This window comes from Bordetella sp. BOR01 (genome assembly GCF_019218885.1).
Taxonomy (GTDB): domain Bacteria; phylum Pseudomonadota; class Gammaproteobacteria; order Burkholderiales; family Burkholderiaceae_B; genus Bordetella_A.
In genome coordinates, this window is record NZ_JAHUWT010000002.1 from 342,854 (window position 1) to 367,021 (window position 24,168).

General features: G+C 62.5%; 20 protein-coding genes. 7 read left to right on the forward strand and 13 right to left on the reverse strand.

Annotated elements, in window-relative coordinates:
* Positions 1 to 27: 27 nt before the first annotated feature.
* Entirely contained in the window at positions 28 to 1,227 is a 1,200-nt protein-coding gene (locus tag KW845_RS09415) for an alanine--glyoxylate aminotransferase family protein (RefSeq protein WP_218368970.1), read from the reverse strand.
* A 205-nt stretch (positions 1,228 to 1,432) separates the two neighbouring features.
* Between KW845_RS09415 and KW845_RS09420 the strand changes: the two genes are divergently transcribed.
* Both KW845_RS09420 and KW845_RS09425 read left to right on the forward strand, forming a co-directional pair.
* Entirely contained in the window at positions 1,433 to 2,215 is a 783-nt protein-coding gene (locus KW845_RS09420) for a GntR family transcriptional regulator (protein WP_218368971.1), read from the forward strand.
* Positions 2,216 to 2,246: 31 nt separating this feature from the next.
* Positions 2,247 to 5,279 carry an FAD-binding and (Fe-S)-binding domain-containing protein gene (locus tag KW845_RS09425; protein WP_218368972.1) on the forward strand — a complete coding sequence of 1,011 codons (3,033 nt, stop codon included), beginning with the start codon at positions 2,247 to 2,249 and terminating at the stop codon, positions 5,277 to 5,279.
* 23 nt (positions 5,280 to 5,302) lie between these two features.
* Here the strand turns inward: KW845_RS09425 and KW845_RS09430 are convergent, their stop codons facing one another.
* From KW845_RS09430 to KW845_RS09480, 11 genes are all read right to left on the reverse strand, one after another.
* Complete coding sequence (locus KW845_RS09430; RefSeq protein WP_218368973.1) at positions 5,303 to 5,620, reverse strand: DUF805 domain-containing protein; 318 nt, start codon at positions 5,618 to 5,620, stop codon at positions 5,303 to 5,305.
* Between the two features lie 224 nt (positions 5,621 to 5,844).
* Positions 5,845 to 6,810 carry a tripartite tricarboxylate transporter substrate binding protein gene (locus KW845_RS09435; protein ID WP_218368974.1) on the reverse strand — a complete coding sequence of 322 codons (966 nt, stop codon included), beginning with the start codon at positions 6,808 to 6,810 and terminating at the stop codon, positions 5,845 to 5,847.
* 105 nt (positions 6,811 to 6,915) lie between these two features.
* Positions 6,916 to 8,640: a hydantoinase B/oxoprolinase family protein gene (locus tag KW845_RS09440; RefSeq protein WP_218368975.1), complete on the reverse strand. Its 1,725-nt coding sequence runs from the start codon at positions 8,638 to 8,640 to the stop codon at positions 6,916 to 6,918.
* On the reverse strand, positions 8,630 to 10,747 hold the full coding sequence (locus KW845_RS09445) for a hydantoinase/oxoprolinase family protein (protein WP_218368976.1): 2,118 nt from the start codon (positions 10,745 to 10,747) through the stop codon (positions 8,630 to 8,632). The genes KW845_RS09440 and KW845_RS09445 overlap by 11 nt, the downstream gene beginning before the upstream one ends.
* 26 nt (positions 10,748 to 10,773) lie before the next feature.
* Positions 10,774 to 12,006: an FAD-dependent oxidoreductase gene (locus tag KW845_RS09450; protein ID WP_218368977.1), complete on the reverse strand. Its 1,233-nt coding sequence runs from the start codon at positions 12,004 to 12,006 to the stop codon at positions 10,774 to 10,776.
* The gene (locus KW845_RS09455; RefSeq protein WP_218368978.1) at positions 12,003 to 12,785 is read right to left on the reverse strand and encodes an IclR family transcriptional regulator; all 783 of its coding nucleotides are present in this window, start codon (positions 12,783 to 12,785) and stop codon (positions 12,003 to 12,005) included. Before KW845_RS09455 ends, KW845_RS09450 begins: the two co-directional genes overlap by 4 nt.
* Positions 12,786 to 13,070: 285 nt before the next feature.
* On the reverse strand, positions 13,071 to 14,048 hold the full coding sequence (locus tag KW845_RS09460) for a tripartite tricarboxylate transporter substrate binding protein (RefSeq protein WP_218368979.1): 978 nt from the start codon (positions 14,046 to 14,048) through the stop codon (positions 13,071 to 13,073).
* Positions 14,049 to 14,117: 69 nt separating this feature from the next.
* Entirely contained in the window at positions 14,118 to 15,188 is a 1,071-nt protein-coding gene (locus tag KW845_RS09465) for an Ldh family oxidoreductase (protein ID WP_218368980.1), read from the reverse strand.
* Positions 15,189 to 15,261: 73 nt separating this feature from the next.
* Entirely contained in the window at positions 15,262 to 16,182 is a 921-nt protein-coding gene (locus KW845_RS09470; protein WP_218368981.1) for an SMP-30/gluconolactonase/LRE family protein, read from the reverse strand.
* A gap of 24 nt (positions 16,183 to 16,206) precedes the next feature.
* The gene (locus KW845_RS09475; RefSeq protein WP_218368982.1) at positions 16,207 to 16,518 is read right to left on the reverse strand and encodes a DUF4387 domain-containing protein; all 312 of its coding nucleotides are present in this window, start codon (positions 16,516 to 16,518) and stop codon (positions 16,207 to 16,209) included.
* A 15-nt stretch (positions 16,519 to 16,533) separates the two neighbouring features.
* On the reverse strand, positions 16,534 to 17,895 hold the full coding sequence (locus KW845_RS09480; RefSeq protein ID WP_255592516.1) for an acyclic terpene utilization AtuA family protein: 1,362 nt from the start codon (positions 17,893 to 17,895) through the stop codon (positions 16,534 to 16,536).
* A 181-nt stretch (positions 17,896 to 18,076) separates the two neighbouring features.
* Between KW845_RS09480 and KW845_RS09485 the strand changes: the two genes are divergently transcribed.
* Complete coding sequence (locus tag KW845_RS09485) at positions 18,077 to 19,057, forward strand: LysR substrate-binding domain-containing protein (protein WP_218368983.1); 981 nt, start codon at positions 18,077 to 18,079, stop codon at positions 19,055 to 19,057.
* A gap of 196 nt (positions 19,058 to 19,253) precedes the next feature.
* Here the strand turns inward: KW845_RS09485 and KW845_RS09490 are convergent, their stop codons facing one another.
* The gene (locus KW845_RS09490; protein WP_218368984.1) at positions 19,254 to 20,180 is read right to left on the reverse strand and encodes a LysR family transcriptional regulator; all 927 of its coding nucleotides are present in this window, start codon (positions 20,178 to 20,180) and stop codon (positions 19,254 to 19,256) included.
* Between the two features lie 106 nt (positions 20,181 to 20,286).
* Between KW845_RS09490 and KW845_RS09495 the strand changes: the two genes are divergently transcribed.
* The 4 genes from KW845_RS09495 (at position 20,287) to KW845_RS09510 (ending at position 24,072) form a co-directional block, all read left to right on the forward strand.
* A complete protein-coding gene (locus KW845_RS09495; protein WP_218368985.1) occupies positions 20,287 to 21,198 on the forward strand; it encodes a polysaccharide deacetylase family protein in 912 nt (303 codons plus the stop codon).
* Positions 21,195 to 22,118, forward strand: a complete 924-nt coding sequence (locus tag KW845_RS09500) for a polysaccharide deacetylase family protein (protein ID WP_218368986.1) — start codon at positions 21,195 to 21,197, stop codon at positions 22,116 to 22,118. The genes KW845_RS09495 and KW845_RS09500 overlap by 4 nt, the downstream gene beginning before the upstream one ends.
* A complete protein-coding gene (locus KW845_RS09505) occupies positions 22,115 to 23,029 on the forward strand; it encodes an oxaloacetate decarboxylase (protein ID WP_218368987.1) in 915 nt (304 codons plus the stop codon). The genes KW845_RS09500 and KW845_RS09505 overlap by 4 nt, the downstream gene beginning before the upstream one ends.
* A 68-nt stretch (positions 23,030 to 23,097) precedes the next feature.
* A complete protein-coding gene (locus KW845_RS09510; protein ID WP_218368988.1) occupies positions 23,098 to 24,072 on the forward strand; it encodes a tripartite tricarboxylate transporter substrate binding protein in 975 nt (324 codons plus the stop codon).
* The last annotated feature ends 96 nt before the right edge of the window (positions 24,073 to 24,168 follow it).

The following is a 24,168-nucleotide window of genomic DNA, read 5'->3' on the forward strand; positions in this document are numbered from 1 at the left end:
TTCCTGCCTGTACAAGCGGTCCTGTTCTTATTCCCTGGGCTGCGGCCGGCTGGTCTGCGCCAGATAATCCAGCGCCGCCTGCACGCCCCCGCTGTGGTGCGGCACGCCGGCTTTCTTCAAGCCCATTTCCACGCCGGAAAGAGTGCCGCACAGCGTCAGGTCGTTGAAATCGCCCAGATGGCCGATGCGGAAAACCTTGTCCGACAGTTTGCTCAGGCCTTGCCCCAGCGACATGTTGAAATGTGTCAGCACCGCCTTGCGGAAGGCATCCGCGCTATGCCCTTCGGGCATCATCACCGCCGTCAGGGCAGGGCTGTATTCTTCGGGCTTGAGGCACAGGATCTCAAGTCCCCATGCCTGGACCGCGCGGCGGGTGGCTTCGCCATGCCGCTTGTGCCGCGCGTACACATTGTCCAGTCCTTCGGCAAACAGCATCTCCAGCGCTTCGTGCAGGCCGTAGAGCAGATTGGTCGCGGGGGTATAGGGAAAGTATCCGCGCGGGTTGATGGCCAGCATCTCTTTCCAGTCCCAGTAAGAGCGCGGCAGCGCGGCGGTGTCAGAGGCCTTCAAGGCCTTGGCGCTGAAGGCGTTGAACGACAGCCCGGGCGGCAGCATCAGCCCTTTCTGCGAACCCGCCACCGTTACGTCGACACCCCAGTCGTCGTGCCGGTAGTCCAGCGAGCCCAGCGATGAGATCGTATCCACCATCAGCAGGGCTGGATGGCCGGCGGCGTCGATGGCCTTGCGTATCGCCACCACATCGCTGGTGACGCCGGTTGCGGTTTCGTTGTGTACGACGCATACCGCCTTGATCTTGTGCCCGCTGTCCGCGACCAGCCGCTTGCCGATCTGTTCGGGATCCGCGCCATGGCGCCAATCGCCTTCCTGGAACTCTACCCGCAGGCCCAGCTTTTCCGCCATTTTTTTCCAGAGCGTGGCGAAATGGCCGGTTTCCGCCATCAGCACCTTATCGCCGGGTGACATCGTATTGACCAGCGCCGCTTCCCAGGCGCCGGTGCCCGAGGCCGGATAGATGACCACGTTGGCTTCGGTCTTGAATACCTTCTTCATGCCGGCCAGCACGGCCTTCCCCAGTTCTCCGAATTCCGGGCCGCGGTGGTCGATAGTGACATTGTCGATGGCACGCAGCACACGGTCGGGCACATTGGTGGGGCCGGGTATCTGCAGGAAGTGGCGGCCGGACGGGTGCGAATGCAGCGGCATCATGTCGTGCTCCTGATAATTTGGTATACAAAATACAAATCTTGATGAAGAATAAGCAGCAAAGGCGCCATCCTGCAAGCAGAATTTATGCGGCGCCACAGCAATCTGGCGAGCACACAGACGTTAGAATAAGCAGATTTTCTCGATCGGCAAAGCATGGCGCGCGGCACCGCCCAATGATGTGCGCCGTCCCTATTTTTGTATACAAATGAAAACTGACTCTGTGAGCCCACCCAACCATTCCGACTCGCCAGCGGCGGAGCCCCTTCGTCCGTCCGAGGCTGTCGACAGGCGCACGTTGCCCGCCACCATCGCCGACCGCCTGCGCGAAATGATCATCGAGGGCGAGCTGGCGGCGGGCACGCGCCTGAACGAACGCGCGCTGTGCGACCGGCTGCAGGTGTCGCGTACACCCTTGCGCGAGGCTTTCCGGCTGCTGTCCGCCGACGGGCTGGTCCGCATTCAACCCAACCGCGGCGCGCATGTGGTGGCCCTGTCCGAAAAAGATATCAGGGAAAGCTTCGAAGTCATGGGCGCATTGGAAGCCCTGTCCGGCGAACTTGCCTGCCAGCGCATCACGGACCAGGAAATCGCCGAGATCAAGGCCCTGACCTTCGAGATGCAGGCCTGCCATGCCAGGCAGAACCTTTCCTCTTACTACCACGTCAACCGCGCCATACACGACCGGATCAATGCCGCGGGCCACAACCACTTGCTGTCGCAGGTCTATAAGAACATCAACCTGCGCTTGCAGAACCTGCGGTTCCGCTCCAATCTCAATCACGACAAATGGGACAAGGCCATGAGCGAGCACCTGGAAATGGCCGACGCGCTGGCATTGCGCGATGGTCCCCGGCTCGCGCAGATCATGCGCGAGCATCTGCGGCGCAAGGGTGAGGCGGTCCTGGAAAACCTGAAGCTCGCCGCCGATGCCGATGCGGCCGGCGCTTCCGATCCCGCCGACACCGCTGGCGCCACCGGCGAACCCTGATATCCCTTATCCGACCTGTTCCAGGAGCCCCATGAACGCGCCCTTGCCCGCATCCATGCACGCCGAACTGAATCCGCTGCACCTCGAACTGGCCAACCGCCTGCGCAGCGAGACGCAAGGCGAGGTTCTCTTCGACCGGGGCGCGCGCGGGCGTTATTCGACCGACGCATCCATCTACCAGATCGATCCGGTTGGCGTGCTGATTCCCAGGGCGGGCGCCGATGTCGAGGCGGCGCTGGGCATATGCCGCGAACTGTCCGTGCCCGTGCTGGCGCGCGGCGGCGGTACGTCGCAATGCGGCCAGACCGTGGGCGCGGCCCTGGTCATCGACAACAGCAAGTACCTGAACCGCGTCCTCGATTTCGACCTGGAAGCCATGACGGTCATGGTGGAACCCGGCATCGTGCTCGACCACCTTAACGCCTGGCTAAAGCCGCATGGCGTCTGGTTTCCGGTGGATGTCAGCACGGCGGCCCAATGCACGCTGGGCGGCATGGCAGGCAATAATTCCTGTGGCTCGCGATCGATCGCCTACGGCAACATGGTCCACAATGTGCTAAGCATCGATGCCTTGCTGCTGGACGGCACTGCCGCAACCTTTGCTGAAGAAAGCCGCATGGCCAATGCGCCGCCGCGCATACGCGCCATCATGGACAGGCTGCGTGAAATCGGTGTGCGCGAGCGCGACGAAATCGAGCGCATGGTGCCGACCGTGATGCGACGCGTGGGCGGCTACAACCTGGATATCGTCCATCCGCAAAGCTCGCGTCCGTATACGGCCGACGGCCAGGTCAACCTGGCGCACATGCTGGTGGGCAGCGAAGGCACGCTGGCCTATACCCGCAGCATCACGCTCAAGCTTTCGTCCCTGCCCGCCGCCAAAGCGCTGGGCGTGGTCAATTTCCCCACCTTCTACCAGGCCATGGACATGGCCCGCCATATCGTGGCGCTGGGCCCTTGCGCGGTCGAACTGGTCGACAGGACCATGATAGACCTGGCCCGCAGCAATCCCGCTTTCCGCCCGGTCATCGACAACGCTCTTATCGGAGAGCCCGAAGCCATTCTGCTGGTCGAGTTCGCTGGCGAGTCCCAGGCCGAACAGCTGTCCAGCCTGGCGAAGCTGGTGGAACTGATGGGCGACCTGGGGCTGCCAGGCTCCGTGGTCGAAATGCCGGATGCGGCGGCCCAGAAGGCGCTGTGGGAAGTGCGCAAGTCGGGGCTGAACATCATGATGAGCATGCGCGGCGACGGCAAGCCGGTTTCGTTCATTGAAGACTGTGCCGTGCCGCTGGAACATCTGGCCGAGTACACCAGCCAGTTGACCGATGTGTTCGCCCGGCACGGCACCAAAGGCACCTGGTACGCGCATGCTTCGGTGGGTACCCTGCATGTCAGGCCGATTCTGGACATGCGCCGGGACGGCGCGGCGAAGATGCGCGCCATCGCCGAAGAGGCCGGCGCGCTGGTGCGGCGCTACAAGGGTGCATTTTCCGGCGAGCATGGCGACGGGCTGGTGCGCAGCGAATGGGTGGCGTGGCAGTTCGGGCCCAGGCTTACGCGTGCGTTCGAAGAAATCAAGGATGCCTTCGATCCGGACAGGCTGATGAATCCGGGCAAGATAGTGCGCAACAGCAAAATGGACGACCGATCCTTGTTCCGCTTCACGCCGGACTATCGCGTCATCCCTTTGCAGCCCGCGCTGGATTGGTCCGCCTGGAACGTGGACAACGATCCCGCCGCGGGCACGGTCAGCGCGCCTGGCACCGGCGACGACCCCGCCCTGGGCCTGGGCAAGGCGGTGGAAATGTGCAACAACAATGGGCACTGCCGCAAGTTCGACGCCGGCACCATGTGTCCCAGCTACCGCGTCACGCGCGACGAGCAGCACCTGACACGCGGCCGCGCCAACACCTTGCGCCTGGCCTTGTCGGGCCAACTGGGGCCCGACGCCCTGGTTTCGGACGAGATGCGCGCCACCATGGACCTGTGCGTCGGCTGCAAGGGCTGCAAGCGCGACTGTCCCACCGGCGTCGACATGGCTCGCATGAAAATCGAATTCCTGAACCAGTGGCGGCAAAAGCGGGGGCTGGCGCTGAAGGACAGGATCATCGCTACCCTGCCGCGCTGGGCGCCCTGGGCGGCCCGCCTGCCTTTTCTGTTCAATCTGCGCGACACCTTGCCGGGCGCCGCCTGGCTATCAGAGCGCCTGCTGGGATTCTCATCGAAGCGGACGCTGCCCAAATGGCGCAGCGACGTCTTTACCCGCCAGGCCTCGCCGGCCGATGCCGACACGGCGGATGTCGTTCTGTTCGCCGACACCTTCAACAACTACTTCGATACCGAGAATGCCCGCGCCGCCCTTCGGGTGCTGCAGGCGGCTGGCTATGAAGTCCACATCGCGGGCCCGGCCGCGAACGACGCCGAGCCCAGGCGCCCCTTGTGCTGCGGCCGCACCTATCTGTCAGCCGGCATGGTCGACCAGGCGAAAGCCGAGGCCCGCCGCGTCGTGGAGGCCTTGCGGCCGTTCGTCGCACGGGACGTTCCCATCGTCGGGCTCGAGCCGTCCTGTCTGCTGTCGCTGCGCGATGAATTCCTGGTCATGGGCCTGGGCGAAGACGCCCAGGCGCTGTCCCGGCACGCCTACCTTTTCGAGGAATTCCTGGCGAACGAATTGAAGGCTGGCCGGCTCGATCTCAAGCTCAATCCGCTGCCGCAGAAGCATGCGCTGCTGCATGGCCACTGCCACCAAAAGGCCTACGATGCGGTCAAGCCCGCGCAGCAGATACTGGCGCTGATCCCGGAGCTGAAGGTAGAGCTGATCGAGTCGAGTTGCTGCGGCATGGCCGGCAGTTTCGGCTACGAGGCCTCGCACTACGAAACCTCAATGAAAATGGCCGAGCTTTCTTTATTGCCGGCCGTGCGCAAGGCCGGCGCCGACACCTTGCTGGTCGCCGATGGCACCAGCTGCCGGCATCAGATTGCCGATGGCATCCAGGCGGAAGGCGGCCTGCGGGCCGAGCATGTGGCCTGTGTGCTGGACAGGGCGTTGCGTCCGGCAAGCTGAGGTAAGTGGATTTATGTGTTCGATCAGTCGCGCGGCGGTTGGCTGAACCAGCATATGGCAATGATCATGCCTACAGGGGCAAACCAGGATACGATCTGGAGCCAGCCGCTGCGGTTGGTGTCGTGCAGGCGACGCGCCGACACGGACAGAAACGGAACCATCGTGCCCAGCAGCCATATTGAGGCCAGGATGTCCGGAAGCCCAATAACGCCGATCAAGAGGCTTACCGCCACAAAAAAAAGCATGGCGTACCAAAACTCGGAACGGCTCGCTCTACCCCTGAAATTGAAATAATTCGAGAAGAACCGCCTGGACGCCTCCCAGAAATTGGCAGCAGGCATGGCGGAGCCGAAGCGGTTGGGGCCCCCTGGTGGCTTATACCAAAGGAAAAGCAGGGGGGGCGAGCAGCAGGACGACGGATAGTATGGAAATGATCGACATGGGCGCGGATTGGCCTACCGGAAGCGGGTAGTGCGGATTCTAAGCTACTGGGGCAGCCCCGGCAGCCCAAGATCCGCTGAATCGCCCTCGAGCAGGCCAGGGTAGCGTCAGACCCTCGCGCCCGTCAGTCTCCGGAAATATTGGCGACCTTGGCCGCCTTCAGCGCCCTGGACCAACGAGGAATTTCGTCCTTGATGAACTGGCTGGCCGTGTCCGGGTCCGCGCTCACCACGCTCATACCGTAGCCGGTCAGCCAGCTGTTGATGGCCGGATCTTTCAGCGCAGCGCTGGCAGCTTCCTGCAGGCGCTTCATGGCCGCCGGCGGCGTGCCGGCCGGCGCTCCGAAGGCATACCACAGGCTCAGGTTGGGCATATCGATACCCAGTTCCTTGAACGTGGGCAGATCGGGCAGCGCCCGCGAGCGCTGGTCGTCGGCAATGGCGAGTGGACGCAGTTGACCGTTCGCGACGTATTCCTTGCTGGACATCATCCCCACGAAAATGACATCGACCCGCCCGGCGATGACGTCGGTGAATGCCTCGCTGACCCCCTTGTAAGGTATGTGGGTCATCTGAACGTCGGTCAGGTCGGCGAATTGGGCGAACGCCAGGTGCGCCGCGCTGGCGTTACCCCAGCTGCCGTAAGTCATGGGGTTCTTGGAGGAACGGGCGCGCTCGATGAGGTCGGGGAGCGACTTGAAGTTGCTCTTGCCGGACGACGACAACACCATGGGTTGTACTACCAGCAGGCTGATCTGGTCGAAGCTCTTGACCGGATCGTAAGCCAGGTCCTTCATGATCATCGGGTTGATGACCATAGTGTCGGGCGTTTCCATGAGAATGGTGTAGCAGTCCGGCGCGGCCTTGGATACATACGTGGCTCCGATGGAGCCGGAAGCGCCCACCTTGTTCTCTACGATGACCGGCTGGCCGAGCGTGCCGCTCATGTGTTCGGCCAGTCTGCGCGCGAGAATATCCGTGAAACCGCCCGCAGTCCACGGCACGATGATCCGGATCGGTTTGGACGGAAAGGTTTCAGCCGCGCCGGCGGACGCATGCCCGGCACAAACCGCGAAAGCAAGACTGCTCAACAGCAACTTCCAATACCGCTTCATCGCTATCCCCTTGCAAATGCATGGTTGAAAACTACCGCTAGCCGGCGTATCCGCATGGGGCGAGTGTCGGCCGGCAATTCGTCAGAACTGCATGCCGTAAACCCGGCGCGCCTTCTCCGGACTCAGCAAGCCCTGCTCTACGTCGCGTCGCACCGCCTGTGGCGAACGCAATTCCGGCGCACCGTAGCCGCCGCCACCCGGGGTGTAGTGGGTTACTGTGTCCCCAGTGTGCAGCGCGACCACGTCGCCGATGGCCTGGGGCAGCGTGCGCTCGCCCGGCAGGCCCTCGTTGATGACCCAGCGCCCGCCGTCGCCCGGCAGGCCGCCGGCGATGCCCTGCGGCAGCGATACCGATTTCTGCGCGGTGTGGTTCAACGTCGGGTCTTCTCCCAAGACTTGGTAAACCAGCCGCTGGCCTACGCCGCCCCGGAACTGGCCGTCGCCGGCCGAGTCCACGCGCAGTTCGCGTGCCAGGTACAGCACTGGCGTTTCCATTTCCATGGATTCGATGGGCGGGATGTGGCAGTTGGTGACGTGGCACGCCGCGACGTTGGCGCCATCGGCCCGTGCCGTGGCGCCCAGCCCGCCGGGCACCACCTCGCCGAACGTCACGCGTTGCACAGAGCCGGGCAGGAGTGCGTTGGCGAAGTTGTACATGCAGCCGCAGGAATCGGCCATCACCTTCTCGGGAATCGCCTGGCTGAACGCGCCGAAGACCAGATCCACGATGCTGTGGCACACCACCATGCGCTGATAGACAGGCGCGGGGAACGCCGCATTGACCAGCGTGCCGGAAGGTGCCGTCACGCGGATCGGTTCTTTGCAACCTTCAGTACTGGGGATGCTGCTACCCGTGATGCAACGCGCCGCGTAGTAGACCGCAGCCAAGGTCGTTGAAAGCGGGCTGTTGATCGGCCCCTTGATCTGCGGGTCCGTGCCGGTGAAGTCGAAATGAAGGTCGCCGCCGGACTTGGTGATCTCCAGCCGCAGGTAGTACGGCCCGCCGTGGGCGCCGTCGTCCAGCACCGGCTCTTCATGGCGATAGCACCCGTCCGGAATCGTCCGGATTTGCTCGCGGGTCATCTGCTCGGATTGGCGGATCAGTTCGTCGAAGCAGACCAGCGTCTGCTCCAGTCCGTAGCGCTCGATGAGCGCCTTCACGTCGCCCTGGGCAATGCTGACGCTGGAAATCTGCGCCCGCAGGTCGTTTTCTAGCACTTCGCGGGTGCGAGTGTTGTTCAGAATGATCTGTACCATCGACTCGTCGAACCGGCCGCCCTGCACGACTTTCAGCGGTGGAATGCGCAGCCCTTCCTGGAAGATTTCCTTGCCCCAGCCCCGCGTGGCCATGTTCATGCCGCCGACGTCCATATGGTGCACCATCAGGCCGGAGAAGGCGATGACCGAGTCTCCGAAGAAGATGGGGGAGAAAGCGATGTAGTCATTGGTGTGGGTGGCGCCCAGCGAACCGCCGCCCAGGTAGGGGTCGTTGGTGATGACGACGTCGCCGGGGTTCCATTGGTTCAGCGGCAGGTAGTCCTGCAGGATGGTCTTCAGGCAGATGCCCACCGTGTTGAGCTGGATCGGCGGGCCGGATTCCTCGGCCAGCAGCCGGCCGCGGGAGTCCAGGATCGCCGCCGAGCAATCCTCCATCTCCTTGACGATGAACGAATTGGCAGAACGGATCATGCGCCGGGTGATGAACTGCGCGATCGAGCGCAGGCTGTTGCGCAGGATCTCCGCGGTGACGGGATCTGCCTTGATGTCCGGCGCGGCGCGGGTGGGGCGACTGGAATCATTGGACATGATGCGCTTCCTTTTGTTCGGCAGCCTGCGCGGTTGCGTCGGTGCCGGCAGCCCTGCGTGCCAGGAGATTGCCGTAGACATCCATCTTTGCTTGCCACTTGCCCGGCAAGAACAGCGTGGAGTCGGGGTATTCCACGATGGCGGGCCCCATGACGCAATGGCCAGGCTCCAGTTCGACGTAGCGGTACACCGGCACGACCTGCCGTGATGAGCGTTCGATGACGACGGGCCGCATCTGTGCGGGCTCGGGCAGTGGCGATCGAGCCGCCGGTCTCTTGTGCAGCGCGAGTCCGCCCAGCGACCCGGTGGCGCACACCCGCACGTTCACGATCTGGACCTGGCGGTTGTCGAAGCAATAACCGTAGATGCGCTCGTGCAAGGCATGGAAGCGCCGCGCCAGATCCGAGAAGTCCGACTCCAGGTCGGTATCGGTGAGCGGTACGTTGATCTCGTGGTTCTGGCCCTTGTAGCGGATGTCGGCGCTTACTCCGAACACCGCTTTCTCGTCCGGTACGCCGTCGGCGCGCAGCGCGGCGCCGGCCGATGCAATCAACTGCGCCACGCAGGCCTTCACTTCAGGCACCCGGTCCGCGTTCAGCGGGCCCAGCAGCGTGCGCGAGAGGTCATGGCGCACGTCGGCGAACAGCGACCCCATGGCCGAGAGATTGCCGGGTGCGGGCGGAATCAGCACGCTGCCGATGTTCAACTGGTCCGCCATGTTCACGGCGTGCAGCGCGCCGGCGCCGCCGAAGGCCACCAGCGTGAAGTCGCGCGGGTCCATGCCGCGTTCGATCGAGATCAGGCGGATAGCGTTGACCATGTGCGACTCGGCAATGGCTATCATGCCCAGGGCCGCGGCCTCGGCGGTCAATCCCAGCGGGTCGGCGATTTTTTCCTGGATCGCGCGTTCGCTCAAGCTTTCGCGCAGGGCGCGCGCGCCATCCAGGAAGTACTGGCCATTGAGCCGGCCGCAGAACAGGTTGGCGTCGGTCACGGTGGGTTGGTCGCCGCCCTGGTCGTAGCAGGCCGGCCCTGGTTCGGACCCCGCGCTGCGCGGCCCGACGCGCAAGGCGTGGCCCTGCTCGAGCCAGGCCAGTGAACCGCCTCCCGCCCCGATGGTCACCATTTCCAGCGTCGGGATCAGCACCGGGTGGCCACCGACCGTGCTGCGGTTCGTCAACGACGGCTGGCCGTTCTGGATCAGGGCAACGTCGGTGCTGGTGCCACCCATGTCGAACGAAATCACATTGGCGATACCGCAGTGTGCAGCCAGCGACGCCGCGGCGACGATGCCGCCCATGACGCCGGAGTGCGTCACCGCCGCCGGCTGGTCCGCGGCGCGCTCAAAGGTCGACAAGCCTCCGTTGGCACGCATGATGTACTTTTGTCCGTCCAGGCCGGACGCGTCCAGAGCCGCCGAGAGCGTGTCGAGGTGGCTGCAGATGGGTTCGGCGATCAGGGCGCTGACGCAAGTGGTGCTGGCGCGCTCGTACTCGCGAAACTCGGGTACGACCCGCGACGCAAGAGAGACCGACAACTCAGGAGCGATTTCCCGGGCGATAGCGGCGATGCGCTCTTCGTGTTCGGGGTTGGCGTAAGCATGCAGCAGGCACACCGCCACATGGCGCACCTCCAGGTCGCGAATGCGCTCCAGAACGGCGCGCACCTTCGCCTCGTCCAGCACGGTCAGCACCTTGCCGGTGTGATCGATGCGCTCTTGCACTTCGAACCGCAGCTCGCGGGGCACCAGCGGCGTCGGCGGACGCCAGTTCAGGTCGTAGACGTCGGGCTTGCGTGAGGCCCGCCCGATCTCCAGCACGTCGCGGAAGCCCTTGGTGGTGATGAGCGCCACGCGCGAGCCCCGGCCCTCGACGATGATATTGGTAGCGAAGGTACTGGCGTAGAAGAAACGGTCGACATCGCCGAACGATATGCCTCCTTTCTCACATATTTTGCGCACGCCGCGCAAAATGCCCACGCTCAGGTCGGCCGGTGTGGTGGGAACTTTCAGGGTGTGGATTTCACCATGCCTGGACAACACGATATCCGTGTGGGTTCCGCCCGTGTCCACGGCGACCGCGATGCTGCGTCCTGCTCCTTCAGACATCCTAGACTCCTTCATGATCGATCCGTTCAGAACCGCCCCGCTGCGTAGGGTGCGACGTCGATGCCGGGCATGTCCCCGAGCAGCAGGCCGCGCACGATACGCGCCGTCATTGGTCCGCCGATGACGCCGCTGTGGCCGTGGCCGTATGCCATGACGACGTTAGGAGCGCGGCGGGCGCGGTCGACGACCGGCAGGCTGTCGGGCGTGGACGGCCGGCAGCCTATCCAGTAGAGCGGGTTGTGTATCTCCAGCGCCGGGTACATTTCTTTGGCTCTCGCGACCAATGCCTGGGCGCGGCGGTAGTCGGGCTTGGAGCGGGGGTTGGCCATCTCCACCGTGCCCGCCACGCGCACGCCCAGCTCCATGGGAGCCATGCCGAACATGTGCTCACGGTTGCTGACCTTCAGCGCGGGCCCGTTCTTGCCGGCCGCCAGCATCGCGTGGTAGCCGCGCTCGGCGATCATCGGCGTGCGTTCGCCTACTTGCCGGGCCAGGCGATTGCCGTCGATGCCGGTAGCGATCACGAAGTCGTCGGCGAGCCATTCGCTGCCGTTGCCCAGCACGCCGACCACCTTTCCGTCGCGCCAGATGAAGCTTTCGACGTTGATGCGCTGTACGATGCCGCCTGCCTCGACAAACAGTGCGACGAGTTCCTGCACCAGACGGAACGGATTGACGGTGTGGCCGTTGTCGGGGAAATACAGCCCGTGCTTGTACTCCGGATTCAAGGCCGGGTCGATGTCCAGGATCTGCTCGCTGCTGACCTGTTGCACCTGAATGCCCTGTGCTTCGCGCAACTTGCGCGCCAACTCCTCGGTCGGGCTGGCCCTGGGCGTCTTCCATACGTACAGCGATCCGCCGCGCTCGACCAGGCCATGCGCCCGCGGCCCCAACAATTGTTCGTACAGTTCCAGGCTGGGCTTGTGCAGGGCCCGCATGGCGCGTGAGTTCTTCCAGACCTGCTCGAGTTTGCTCTGCTTGAACCATTGCCACAGCCAGGGAACCGCAGTGGGCAGATAGCCCCAGCGGATCACCAGGGGGCCGAGCGGGTCCATCAGCCAATGCGGTACTCGCTTTATCACGCCGGGCAGCGCGAATGGCACGCAGAAATCAGGGCTGATCGCCCCGCCGTTGCCGTAGGAGCACTGCCTGCCCGGTTCGATGGCCTCGGCCAGGACGACCTGGCAACCATCGCGCTGAAGCCGCAGCGCGATATTGGCGCCGACTACGCCGGCACCGATGACTACTACTTTCTTCACGACGCATTCTCCTCATGTGCACGCGGTGTCCAGCCCAGCGCGATGCTGATCTGGTGCGCGCTGTCGATAAGTTGCCGGGTCAGTTGCTCCATCTTCGGCAGCACCCGGGCGCCCGGCCCGAACGCGCACAGCCCTGCCACGGCCTTGCCCGAGCCGTCCCGAACAGGAGCTGCCACGCCCGACACCCCCATCAGATGCGAATCGGTCAGCTGGGCGTAGCCGTTGCGGGCGGCGGCGGCAATAGCGGCCCGCAGCGCCTGGCGGTCTACCTGGGTCTTCTCTGTGAGTGCAACCAGCGGATACGCAGCCAGGTAGTCATCCAGCTCTTGTGCCGGCAGGTCCGCCAGCAGCACATGGCCGACCGTCGTGGCGTAGGCCTCGCGGATCTTGGCCATGTCCGCGTCGTAGCGCAGCGGATTCGATGTCAGCTCTTTGTCGATGTATTCGATCTGGCGGGCGCTGCTCATGACGCCCAGAAATACGGATTCGTCGCACGTTTGTGCCAACGTCCGCATGAAGGGTTTGGCATGCGTGATGAGCCGGGCGCGCTCGCCGCCCACCCACCCGCTGCTGCGGAATTGCGCCGCCAGGCAATAGCCGTCCGGTCTCTCTTCGACATAGCCGCGCCGCACGACCGTGGCCAGCAGCGCGAAGGCGCTGCTCTTCGGAATGCCCAGCCGATTGACGACGTCGGTCAGCCGCATGGGAACGCGCGCGGCACTTAGCAGTTCCAGCAGATCCAGTACCCGGTCGGCTGATTTGACACCATCAGTTCTCATATGTGAACTTTGTTTATATATACGAACAAAACGAATGTAGTCGGTAGCCTCTGTGGCCTCAATCCGTGCTAACCCGAATGGAGTCTGATTTAAAGCCGGACGCGTTCGATGGCGATGCCCTGGGCGTTTTAACTACACCGGGTCAGGCCTATGAGCCAGGGCAGTATCCATACAAAACAAAGAGCCGCTCTGCATTTGCAGTAGCGGCTCTTTCATCTGGTGCCGGGGTTGAATCGAACTGGCCTGCCTTCATCGCATTTGCGTTAGGCAAGCCATCCCCGCTTTCTACTCCACTTTTAATTTACGTTCATGCACGATAGTCGCCCAGCGGTCGATTTCAGAATTGGTAAAGGCCTGGAACTGTTCAGGCTTGCTGCCGACCACGTCGATGCCTGCTCCGCGCAGTTTTTCCTGCACGTCGGGTAGCTGCAACGCTTTATGAATGTCGTCGGAAATGCGCTGTACCGTCGCATCCGACATGGACGCAGGAGCGTACACCCCGTACCAAAGCACGGTCTCGTAATTCGGCAAGCCCGCTTCCTTCACCGTCGGAACGTCAGGCAGGGCCGGCGAACGTGAACTGCTCGTCACGGCAAGCGCACGCACTTTATCTGCTTGCACCAAGGGGAGGCTGACCGGCAGCCCAGGAAAGTACAACTGCACGTCACCCGCGGCGGCGGCAGTGATCGCCTGTGAACCACCGGTGTAAGGTATGTGGGTCATGGTGATGCCCGCCATTGTCGTAAACAGCTCGGCAGCCATATGGTCGGCGTTGCCGACGCCCGCCGAGCTGAAATTCAACTGGCCGGGTTTGGCTTTGGCCAGGTTGATGAAATCGCGCAGTGTCTTGACCGGCAAAGAGGGCGCCACCACAAGCACGTGCGGCATGGAGGTCAGTTGCGTTACCGCCTTCAGATCTTTACGCAAGTCATATCTCAGGTTCGGATATAGTGACGCGCTTACCGTGATAGCGTTCTGGGCGACGAGCAGTGTATGACCATCATCTTCGCGCGAGACTTGTTCGGCGGCAATGTTGCCGGCGGCGCCCACACGGTTTTCCACGACGACGGACTGCCCCCACATTTCCGACAGCTTGGGGCTGATGGTGCGGGCAACCAGATCCATGCTGCTGCCCGCTCCCAGGCCAGCCACGAGGCGTACGGTGCGAGTGGGAAAATCGGACTCTGCTTGCGCTGGCGCGGACATGATCAACGCCTGTGCGCATAGCGCCATGCCAATCTGGACGAATGTTTTGTGTTTCATAGTTTCTCCTCCCTGTGCGGATATTTGCCGCGTATTTACTTGCGATGGCTACGGATGTTTCGCTTGCGCTCAGAATGGATAAGGCACACCGGCCTCGCGTGCGACGCGCTCGAGGTCAGCGAGGGTGTCAGCGGGTAGTGTCAAGCCCTGTGCGCGGTGGGTGGCGTCGGCCTGGACTTCCAGTTCACCCGGAAAATAGACTTGGCTATGCCCCGGTGCGACGGGAACATCTTTCAGCGACGCAATGTATGCGTCGATGCGCGCGTTGAACTCCTCCATGGGCTGAAAGGACGCCACGTTCAGCGCGATCATCAGATGCCCGGCACCGCTGCGGTTGACCGGATCGTACGGACCATGCACGCGATCGAGGAATTCGCTACCCGATAGCACACCGGACAGTACGTCCACCATCACTCCCATGACGTAGCCCTTGTGGCCGGCCATCGGAAGAATGAAGCCGTTGAGCGCCGCTTTCGGATCGGTGGTCGGATGCCCCTGGGCATCGACGGCCCAATGAGCAGGAATTGGCTCGTGGCGTTTGTCAGCCAGGTAGATCTTGCCACGCGCTACGCCGGAGTTGGCCATGTCCATCACCACCGGGGGGTGGCTTCCGCCCGGCGCGGCGATGGACCATGGGTTGGTGCCTATTTTCTTTTTCAGGCCTCCCCATGGCGCCATGTTGGGGCCCGCATTACTCATCAACAACATCACGCAGCCCTGCTGGGCACCGATACGGGTGTAATACATGCAGGTTCCGAAATGGTTCGAATTCCGGATGGACACGACACCCACCCCATGTTTCAGGGCGCGTATCACAGCGTCGTCGACAGCGCGGCGTGCCACCACCTGTCCGGGGCCGTCGCCACCGTCCATGACGGCGATGGCACCGCCATCCACGACAATGCGAGTGTCGGCTACCGGTTTCATGGCACCGGAGCGCAGGCGAGCGTAATACCAGCCTAGCCGTAACATGCCATGCGACTGATGACCCCACATATCCGCCTGCACCAGGGTGTCTGCCATCAATATGGCATCGTCGGTGGGGACGCCGGCACTTTCGTAGACGGCGGCGGTGAATTCGCGCAAATGGTCGGGGTGTACGAGTCTGGTTTCGCTCCCGGCGGGAGTCAGGTCTTCCATAAGCATTCCGTCGGATCTGGTTTCTGCGTTCGAAGGCGCGGTAAATTGCCCGCATTTGTTGGCGGTTGCTTCATTACGCGTGATGCGAATACATGGGTTGGCCGGGTATTTCCATCCTGGCCACTAACACGCAGCCGCTTTCCGATTCGGTGATGTACAAATCGCGGTTGTCATTGCCACCAAAGGCAATGTTGGTAGTCATGCGGCCCATGCAAGAATCAATGCGCAACAGCGGTTCGCCATGTGGTGAAAACATCCAGACCGCGCCCAGTCCGGCGTGTGCGACAAGCAGGTTGCCGGCCTGATCAACCGCCATACCATCGGGACCGCTGCCGCCGGACATCTGCACAAACAACCCTACGCGCGTCAGCGATCGGTCGGGCAACACCATGGCGCGCCACACGCTGTTGCCGCGCGTCGCGGCGACATAGAGCAGGTTCTCCGCGGGGTTCATGACAATGCCATTGGGGCTGGGAACGTTGCCCAGCAGGCATTCCAGGCGACCGTCGGCGCTACTTCGATAAACCCGGCCTGTGGGGTCTTGCATGCCGGTCTGGCCTTGATCCGTAAAGTAGAGATCGCCATTGGAGGCAAAATAGAGATCGTTGAGCCCCTTGAAGCCCTCGGTACGCGCCCGCCGCAGATACGGAGTCAACGTCCCCAAGCCGGGATCCAGCAGCAGAAGGCCATTCTTATGGTCGGCGATGAATATGCGGCCGTCTCGATGGATTTTCAATCCATTCGGCTCGCCGTCATACTCAGCCAGCAGCGTTACCTTGCCCATTGGCGACACACGGAATACGAGGCCGAAAGCAATGTCGACCAAATAGAGATTGCCGTCGCGGTCAAAGGACGGGCCTTCTATGTAGCTGTCCGTGGCAAGTGTTCCTTTCCCGGCGTGTAGACGTTCCTTCGACAACTGACCGGCTTTGCGGTATTGGTCGGGGATGCGCGTGAAAACCTCGGTCCGGATGACTGGCGGTGCGGGGTACATGGTGTACTTCCTCTTTGGAGCCGTCTACAACGGCAATTCCAGATCCAGCAGTGGTGCATGCTGCTGAGCGCCGTACACGTCGGTGTCACCCACGGCCCCTGACGTAATGCGCCGCGGTAATGTCGCCTTGTATGCCAGCGCAGGGGGGTATTCCGTGAACAACACATCGTCGGGTGACACTCCATACAGCGCGGCGATGCGCTCGCGAGTGATGGCGCCGGAACGGCGAACCTTGTCGAAAGTTTCCTGATCGTCGAATATGACATCGAGCGTCAATTCGAACGGGCCGGCGTTCTTGCTCTTGCAGGCCTTGGCAATATCTTTCAGTTTGATCATGACGATTCTCTCGCGCTAGATGGTCTCGTATTCGATGGGGAACATTGCCAACGGGTCGTCGATTCGGACCACGTGCTGCATCGAGAACTGATAAGCCGCGCCGCGTTCCATATCCGAAGGCGAGAACGGAAAAGCCATATTTCCTTCGCGGCACAGCCTGCCGGGGAAGTCGCTATGCAGCAGCGTGACGCGCGTCAGCGCCAGGGCGGCATTGGCAATTTCCTGGGTGTCGCCGACGACTTCGGCCAGAATGCCGATTTCGTGGCTCCTCGCCTCGCGCAGCGGCTCCCAATCGCTCATGACACCGTTTTTTCCGTACAGGCGGATGACGATGCGATAGCGCTCACGCGCGATACCTAACGCGGCTGTTTTGGTATGGGCCGCTTCGATGACGGCCGTGATGAAACTGTCCAATTGCCCGATCAGTCCCGGATCTCTCGTGCCCGCAAAGGTGACCGCGCTGTAGCCGGCACACTCGGCCGCTTCCAGCTTGATCGTATAGGGGGCGGGCATCCATTGCATGCCCGAGATGCGCACACGCCGATCCGACAGCGGCTGCATAACGCAGCTGCTGGTGTCCAGCGTGCCGCCGGGTTCATGCCGGATGATGGGGCTGGCGCTCTCGTGCAATGCTTGAACCGAAACGGAAAGCGGGGTGCAGCGAAGCTCTGGGTTGGCAGGCTCCACGTCGACATAGTCGGGTCCCACGGTGGCAATCAGGCAGTCGTGCTTTTTCGGCAACGCGGCATTGCATGCGCACTCGAGCAGTTTGCCCGCGTACCACGCAGGCGCCGGCGGCAAGCCGTGGTGTGTTGCCAATGCCACCCAGGGGGCCGGATCGGTTCCGCGGCCGGCCAGGATCACCTGCGCGCCGTGCCGCAGTGCCGCCAGGTGAGGTTCTGGCCCCATCATGCCGACCACGCGCGCGGCGCGGTCGACCGTATCTTCGGCCAGCGGTTCCGCCTTACCCAGCGGGCGAGTATGGCCGGCGCGGATCGCACGCTTCAGAAAATCCTTGTCTTGCTCGGCATGGATCAAGGCCAGTTTGAAATGCATGCCTTCTTCAGCAGCGATTTCACGTACCAGCGCGGCGCAGGCTTGCAGATGTGGTTCGCCCCCAGCACCGCCGCAGGTACCTATCATCATGGGAATATCCAGTTCCATGGCCCCACGCAAGAGCAGGCGAAGGTCGCGCTTCATTTGCAAAGACGAGTTCAGGGTTTTCCCCGATCCCAAATAATGCGGGCCGGGGTCCGAGCTTCCCCCGTCGACACCGATCATGTGCGGTCGTGCTTTCAAGGCGGTGGCAAGCGACGCTTCCGGAAACCCATAGCCCAGGATTCCGCTGACAGACACCATCCGTACTTCGCCATTCATACTTCTCTCCCTCGCGCCGCGGGTTGCGTCGCCGGCGCGCCCGGCTTTGTGGAATCATGTGGGGGTTGACGCAGCGACAGATGAAACTATCGTGTTCCACGCGAACGCGTGGCAAGCGTTCATTCGACAAGGGGGTTTGCCGTGTCGGCACAGCTCCAGTCTGGAAAGGAGGCGTAAATATATGGACCCCGGCAACCTGCCAACTGAACTCTGCTGCAACTCAACGATAGAAGGCCTCATGCGTCGCCTGGACCTGACATCGTTGCGCCTGTTCGTCGATGCCTGCGAGGCAAGCAGCATTTCAGCAGCCGCCTCGCGCGCATGCATCGTTCCGTCCGCCGTCAGTCGCCGTATTCAAGACCTGGAGAAATCCGTAGGGGTAGCGCTGCTATTTCGCTCCCCACGCGGCATCACGCCGACCGCGGCTGGCCAGACGGTGTTGCAACACGCGCGTGCCGCTCTGACAGAACTGCAGCATATGGCGACTTCGCTACAACGCTTTGCTTCGGGGCTGCAGGGTACCGTTCGGGTGGTGGCCAATATCTCGTCAATCGATCAGTACTTGCCAGAGGACCTTGCAGCTTTTGCGCAAAGTTATCCCGACGTAAGCATTGAGCTCGAGGAAAAACGCGGTGGAGAGATATTCAAATGCGTGGAGGACGGCACGGCGGATCTGGGAATCGGCAATGATTGGTACCTAGGTGAATCGGCGGCCATCAGCCGCCTCTATCGCGAAGATAGCCTGGTCGCCATTTTTCCCCGCTCCCACCTCAAGGCGCGGCTAGCGCAGGTGAGCTTCTCCGACGTACTAGACCAACCGTTGATAGGGTTGCATGCTGAAAGTGCCTACAACGCAAAACTGACCCAGCAGGCGACGCTGATCGGCCGGGCGATCAACATGAAAATACGCGTCAACAGCTATGACGCAATATGCCGCATGGTGCATGCGGGATTGGGGGTGTCTCTCGTACTCAAGCAACTGGCCGATATGCATCAGGACTCCCTGAATATCTCGGCCGTGCCTTTGTCAGAGGAATGGGCGCGCAAGCGCATCCTGATTGCATATCGGTCGGATGACACTTTGTCTGCCTCGGCCAGAACCCTGCTCGATTTCTTGACGGGGAAAACGGAGATCTATGGGGCGGCAATGGGCAAGTCCTGAATTGCTGCTGGTTGCTCCTGTAACGGCCTTGATGTCTTAGTCTTAATATCCTGATCCGCTACAGTCCTGGCCAGGGATTTTGTTCGCCCGAACATGAAGATTCACCTTCGATGATCCGCGCTAGCATATAAACCACCGGCCTCTAGGCTCGGCGCAAACAACCTATTGAAACTCGACACCCAGGTCCCGCGCATAATCAAGGAGCTCCGCCCGCCATCTCTCGCTCCATCCAGTCGATCAACGTGGCAAGGCCCCTCGCGCGACTGCCCGATGCCCAGCGCATGTGGTAAGGACGGTCGGACTGCCAGCCTTCCTCGTCCAGGCACAACAATTCGCCCTGGCTGAGCGGAGCCGCCGTCAGATAGCCCGGCAGCAAGGCGACACCGACACCGTCCATCACTGCCCTCAACACCAGCGACACCATCGCGTAGCGTGGCCCGTCGCCTAAATGCTCCGGGTCGATTTGGCTGATGATGCCTTTTTGACGCAACCAGTTTTCCCAGACCTGGGTCGCCGTGGTCTTCAGCAAGGGGCTGCGTCGCAGGATGTCCACCAGGGATTCCGGAGCCATTGCCGGCAGCATGCGCGCATAGCCCAACGCCGCCAACCGCCCGGGGGATACATAGGGCTTGTAGATCAGATCCAGAATCTTCAAGGCATCGATCCCGGGCGCCGCGCCCGTGGACTGTTCGAACCAGGCGTCCACTGCGTCGTTGCTATCGGCATCTCCTGAGCGCACGACGATATCCAGGCAGATTTCGGGGTGATCCAGCGAGAAGCGATTGAGCTTGGGCATCAGCCAGTAATCGGCAAATGTCGGCTGTACCGAGATGCGCACAAGTTCCTGGCGATGCGCGCCACTGCGCAGGCCGTCCGTGGCTTGTTCAATCCGGCGTATGGCCGGAGTCATTTGTTGCACAAACCAGGTGCCCGCCGCGGTCAACGCCAGCCCGCCGGCATGGCGCTCGAACAGGGCCACGCCCAGTTGCTCTTCCAGTTTCGAAATATGGTGGCTGACGGCGCCTTGGGTCAGATGCAGCTCGCGTCCCGCTCGCGTAAGGCTCAACAGCCTAGCGCTGACTTCCAGGCACTTGAGTGCGGTGTAGGAAGGGTAGTAGCTCATCAATTTTCTTTATCAGGCCACCAATATCTTTCGATTGCCCCCGCAACAACGGCCAGCTTAGCATGGGTTCGATCGCCCGCCCTACGCCTTGCATTTCATACTTTCCATGATTCCAGCCGAAGAACGCATCACCTACCGCGCCATTCACGACCGGCCCCGCATCCAGTGGCCCGGCGGCGCGCGGATCGCCCTGTGCATCGTGCCCAACATCGAGCACTATGAATATCTGCCGCCCGCCCATCCCATTCGCGATGCCTATCCGCGCACGCCTCATCCGGACATTCTGTCCTATGGCGGCAAGGACTATGGCAACCGCGCCGGCCTGTGGCGCCTGATGGAAGTCCTGGACCAGCACGGCATCCGCGCCACGGTGTCGCTGAATCTGGGCGTCATCGAACACTACCCCGAGATTCTCGACGCCTGCGAAGCCCGCCAGTGGGATTATCTAGGCCACGGGCTGTACAACACCCGCTATATGTGGGGTGTTTCCGAAGAACACGAGCGCGAACACATCGCCACGTGCGTCGAGCTGTTCCGTCGCCGCACCGGCCGCCAACTGGCTGGATGGCTGTCGCCCGCCCTGTCGCACACCTTACTGACCCCGGACCTGGTCGCCGAGGCAGGCATCCGTTACCTCTGCGACCTGGTGCACGACGAACAACCCTGGCCGATCAAGGTACGCAGCGGTAGGCTGATTTCCATGCCGTATTCCGTAGACCTCAATGATGCGGTTACCTATCGCCAAGGATATGAAGCCGCGGATTTCTGCCGCATGGTCACGGACACGTTCGATACGCTGTGGCGCGAAGGCGCCAACCAAGGGCGGGTAATGTCCGTTGCCATCCATCCTTACAACATGGGTCAGCCTCATCGTTGCCGACACCTGGATGCCGCGCTCGAATATATGCTGTCGCACAACGATGTCTGGATCGCCACCGGCTCGGAAGTCGCCGACTGGTACTACGACAATCTCTGGGATCAAACAGCACCGCTGGCTGGCGTGGGAGTGGCGGCATGACGACGCTGCAACGGGGCATGGACCACGACCTGTACACCTTCTGTCCGATGCCGGCACGGGCGGCACTGAATTGGCCCGATGGCAAGCCGCTGGCCCTGTGGGTCGTGCTGTATCTGGACTATTGGGAACTCGACACACCCCAGAACATGCATCGCGCGCCGGGCACGCAAGGCCTGTGGGGCCATCAGTTTCCAGACTTGCGCACCTTCAGCTATCGCCTGTATGGCGAACGCATCGGCGTATTCCGTATCCTGGACACGTTGGCCCGCCATGGTGTACGGGCAACGGTGGCCGCCGGGGCCGAGATCTGCCAACGCTATCCCGAACTGGTACGTGCCTGCGCCGAGCAGGGCCACGAAATTGCGGCGCATGGTACGCATGCCACCCGGATGATCACCAGTCGCATGAGCGAAGCCGAAGAACTTTCAATCATCCAGCAGGCGCGCGATGCTGTCACGCAGGCTTGCGGCATTGCGCCGGCCGGCTGGTTCGGCCAGGACCACGGCGAATCCACGCGTACTCCGCGCCTGATATCGGACGCGGGATTCGACTACCTGGCTGACTGGCCCAACGACGAGCAACCGTACTGGCTGACGCTGCCGAATCCCATCGTCAGCCTTCCTTTGCAGGTAGAGCTCGATGATCAGCAACTGCTGTGGATGCGGCAACAACCCGCTTGGCGCTATCCGGAACTGGTCGAGCACGCCGCCAATCAACTTGCGGCCGACGGCCGCGGCAACGGCCGTTCTCTTGGGTTGGGCTTGCGAAGCTGGCTGTTCGGACGGCCGCACCGCATCCGATATCTGGACGATGCGCTCTCACGTTTGGTCCATCGAAAAGATATTTGGTACGCCACTGCCGGCGAGGTGGCCAACGCATTCCGCAACGCGCTTCCTTATCCGGGGGACCAGACACCATGACCAAGACACAACGCATGCGCGCGCTGATCAATGACGACCGAATCTGTATTTCGCCCGGTGTCTATGATGGCTACAGCATCCGGCTGGCGCAGCAAATGGGCTACGCCACTGCATCGACCACGGGCGCGGGGTTGGCTAACGCACGGTTGGGCAAGTCGGAAAGCATCGGCATCATGTCCATGCTGGAAAATGTCGAGGCCTGCCGCGCGTTGGCCGACGCAGTGGACATCCCGTTGATGGCCGATGCCGATACGGGCTACGGCAATGCCATCACCGTGTTCCATACCGTGCGCGCCTTCGAGGCCGCGGGTGTCGCGGGCATCAACATCGAAGATCAGTCATACCCCAAGCGCTGCGGGCATTATGCCGGCAAGGAGCTCATTGACGCGCGCGAGATGGCCAAGAAAATCGAGGCCGCCATCGATGCGCGCCGCGACGATGATTTCATCTTGGTTGCACGCACTGACGCCATTGCGGTCGAAGGCCTGGACAAGGCCATCGAGCGGGCCCGGTTGTACGCCGCGGCGGGGGCTGACATGATTTTCCCCGACGCTGTGCGCAGCGAAGACCAGATCCGGCGATTCGTGGATGAAGTGCCCATTGCGCTCTCTATCAATATGGGGCTGGGCATCAGGTCGCGGGCGACCACGCCCCTGGTTCCCATTCCCCGGTTGCAGGCGATGGGCGTGGCGCGTGTGTCGCTGCCCCGCATGCTTACCGCCGCCGCGATCGCCGGCATGCGGCAAGCGCTGGCGCTTATGACGGAATCCGCCGACAGTGGTGTCGTCATGGACCGGCCGGACCTGCTGGTAGGCATTGAAGAGATCATGGCACTGATCGGCGATGACGATGTCGGTGCGATGGAGCAGCGCTACCTGCTGCCGGAACAACTCCAGAAAAAGTACCGTTGACCAGGCCGGCCGCTGCCATCCGCCTTCCCCAGCGCTCTTCGCCATTTCGCAACCGAGGGATCACGACCATGTTCACGCCTTCACGCTCCATGCGCTTCTTGCGCGCCGTACTGCTCGTCCTGGGCGCCGCCGTGTGCGGTGGCGCGCACGCTGCGTCGCAGTCCTACCCCGATCGTCCGATCACGCTGATCGTCCCCTACGCACCGGGTGCCACCGATCAGGAAGCCCGCCGCCTTGCCGAAGGCATGTCCAAGGAACTTGGCCAGACCGTGATCGTCGAAAACCGCGCGGGCGCGGGCGGTGTCGTCGGTACGCAAGCGGCTGCGCGCGCCAAGCCCGACGGCTACACCCTGCTGTACGCAGCTCCCGCCGTCATCACCGTCGCGCCGTTGCTGGGTAATGCCCAGTACCGCTACGAAGACCTGTTGCCCGTGGCGCGCAGCACGACCTCGCCCCATGTGCTCGCCAGCCGCAGCAATGCGCCGTTCAAGACGTTGCCGCAGTTGATCGACTACGCCAAGAAAAACCCCGGCAAGGTGGTTTTCGGCAGTTCAGGCACGGGGACGGCAGTTCACCTGGCCGGCGAGGCCTTCGCCCGGGCTGCCGGCATCGAATTCAATCATGTGCCCTACGGCGGCCTGACTCCCGCCATTACCGCCGCCCTGGGCGGCTTCGCCGATTTGGTTATCGGCTTGCCGGTAGCGATCAAGCCCCAGGTGGACGGCGGCAAACTGCTCGCCCTGGCCCAGTTCGGCGCTACCCGCGCTCCAACTCTCGCCGATGTGCCAACCTTGAAGGAAGAGGGCATTCCCCTGACACTGAGCGTGGACATCGGAGTCTTCGCACCGGCGGGAACGCCGGCGGACATCGTGGCGCGCATCGGCACAGCCGTCGAGAAGACGGTGCAGTCCGCGGAATTCAAATCCTTTGCGCAGGGAGCGCTCGTCATGCCTGGGTACCTGGATAGCGCGGGCTATCGCAGCGCGGTGGATGCCGAACGCAAGCTCTACGCTGAGATCTTCCCGGCGTTGAAAGTGGATTGATCCTGATTCGGTGTGGGCGGGCCAAATCCGGCCAATATCACGATCCGCTACAATCCAGGCCACATAGGCCGTGTATGCAGCCTGACCCCGACCGGT

Excerpts from the sequence above, each read along its gene's own strand:
- KW845_RS09425 (WP_218368972.1), top strand. The coding sequence starts at position 2,247 with ATGAACGCGCCCTTGCCCGCATCCATGCACGCCGAACTGAATCCGCTG.
- KW845_RS09485 (WP_218368983.1), top strand. The coding sequence starts at position 18,077 with ATGGACCCCGGCAACCTGCCAACTGAACTCTGCTGCAACTCAACGATA.
- KW845_RS09465 (WP_218368980.1), bottom strand. The coding sequence starts at position 15,188 with ATGGAAGACCTGACTCCCGCCGGGAGCGAAACCAGACTCGTACACCCC.
- KW845_RS09480 (WP_255592516.1), bottom strand. The coding sequence starts at position 17,895 with ATGAATGGCGAAGTACGGATGGTGTCTGTCAGCGGAATCCTGGGCTAT.
- KW845_RS09505 (WP_218368987.1), top strand. The coding sequence starts at position 22,115 with ATGACCAAGACACAACGCATGCGCGCGCTGATCAATGACGACCGAATC.
- KW845_RS09470 (WP_218368981.1), bottom strand. The coding sequence starts at position 16,182 with ATGTACCCCGCACCGCCAGTCATCCGGACCGAGGTTTTCACGCGCATC.
- KW845_RS09490 (WP_218368984.1), bottom strand. The coding sequence starts at position 20,180 with ATGAGCTACTACCCTTCCTACACCGCACTCAAGTGCCTGGAAGTCAGC.
- KW845_RS09475 (WP_218368982.1), bottom strand. The coding sequence starts at position 16,518 with ATGATCAAACTGAAAGATATTGCCAAGGCCTGCAAGAGCAAGAACGCC.
- KW845_RS09455 (WP_218368978.1), bottom strand. The coding sequence starts at position 12,785 with ATGAGAACTGATGGTGTCAAATCAGCCGACCGGGTACTGGATCTGCTG.
- KW845_RS09510 (WP_218368988.1), top strand. The coding sequence starts at position 23,098 with ATGTTCACGCCTTCACGCTCCATGCGCTTCTTGCGCGCCGTACTGCTC.
- KW845_RS09460 (WP_218368979.1), bottom strand. The coding sequence starts at position 14,048 with ATGAAACACAAAACATTCGTCCAGATTGGCATGGCGCTATGCGCACAG.
- KW845_RS09500 (WP_218368986.1), top strand. The coding sequence starts at position 21,195 with ATGACGACGCTGCAACGGGGCATGGACCACGACCTGTACACCTTCTGT.
- KW845_RS09440 (WP_218368975.1), bottom strand. The coding sequence starts at position 8,640 with ATGTCCAATGATTCCAGTCGCCCCACCCGCGCCGCGCCGGACATCAAG.
- KW845_RS09420 (WP_218368971.1), top strand. The coding sequence starts at position 1,433 with ATGAAAACTGACTCTGTGAGCCCACCCAACCATTCCGACTCGCCAGCG.
- KW845_RS09415 (WP_218368970.1), bottom strand. The coding sequence starts at position 1,227 with ATGATGCCGCTGCATTCGCACCCGTCCGGCCGCCACTTCCTGCAGATA.
- KW845_RS09495 (WP_218368985.1), top strand. The coding sequence starts at position 20,287 with ATGATTCCAGCCGAAGAACGCATCACCTACCGCGCCATTCACGACCGG.
- KW845_RS09430 (WP_218368973.1), bottom strand. The coding sequence starts at position 5,620 with ATGCCTGCTGCCAATTTCTGGGAGGCGTCCAGGCGGTTCTTCTCGAAT.
- KW845_RS09445 (WP_218368976.1), bottom strand. The coding sequence starts at position 10,747 with ATGTCTGAAGGAGCAGGACGCAGCATCGCGGTCGCCGTGGACACGGGC.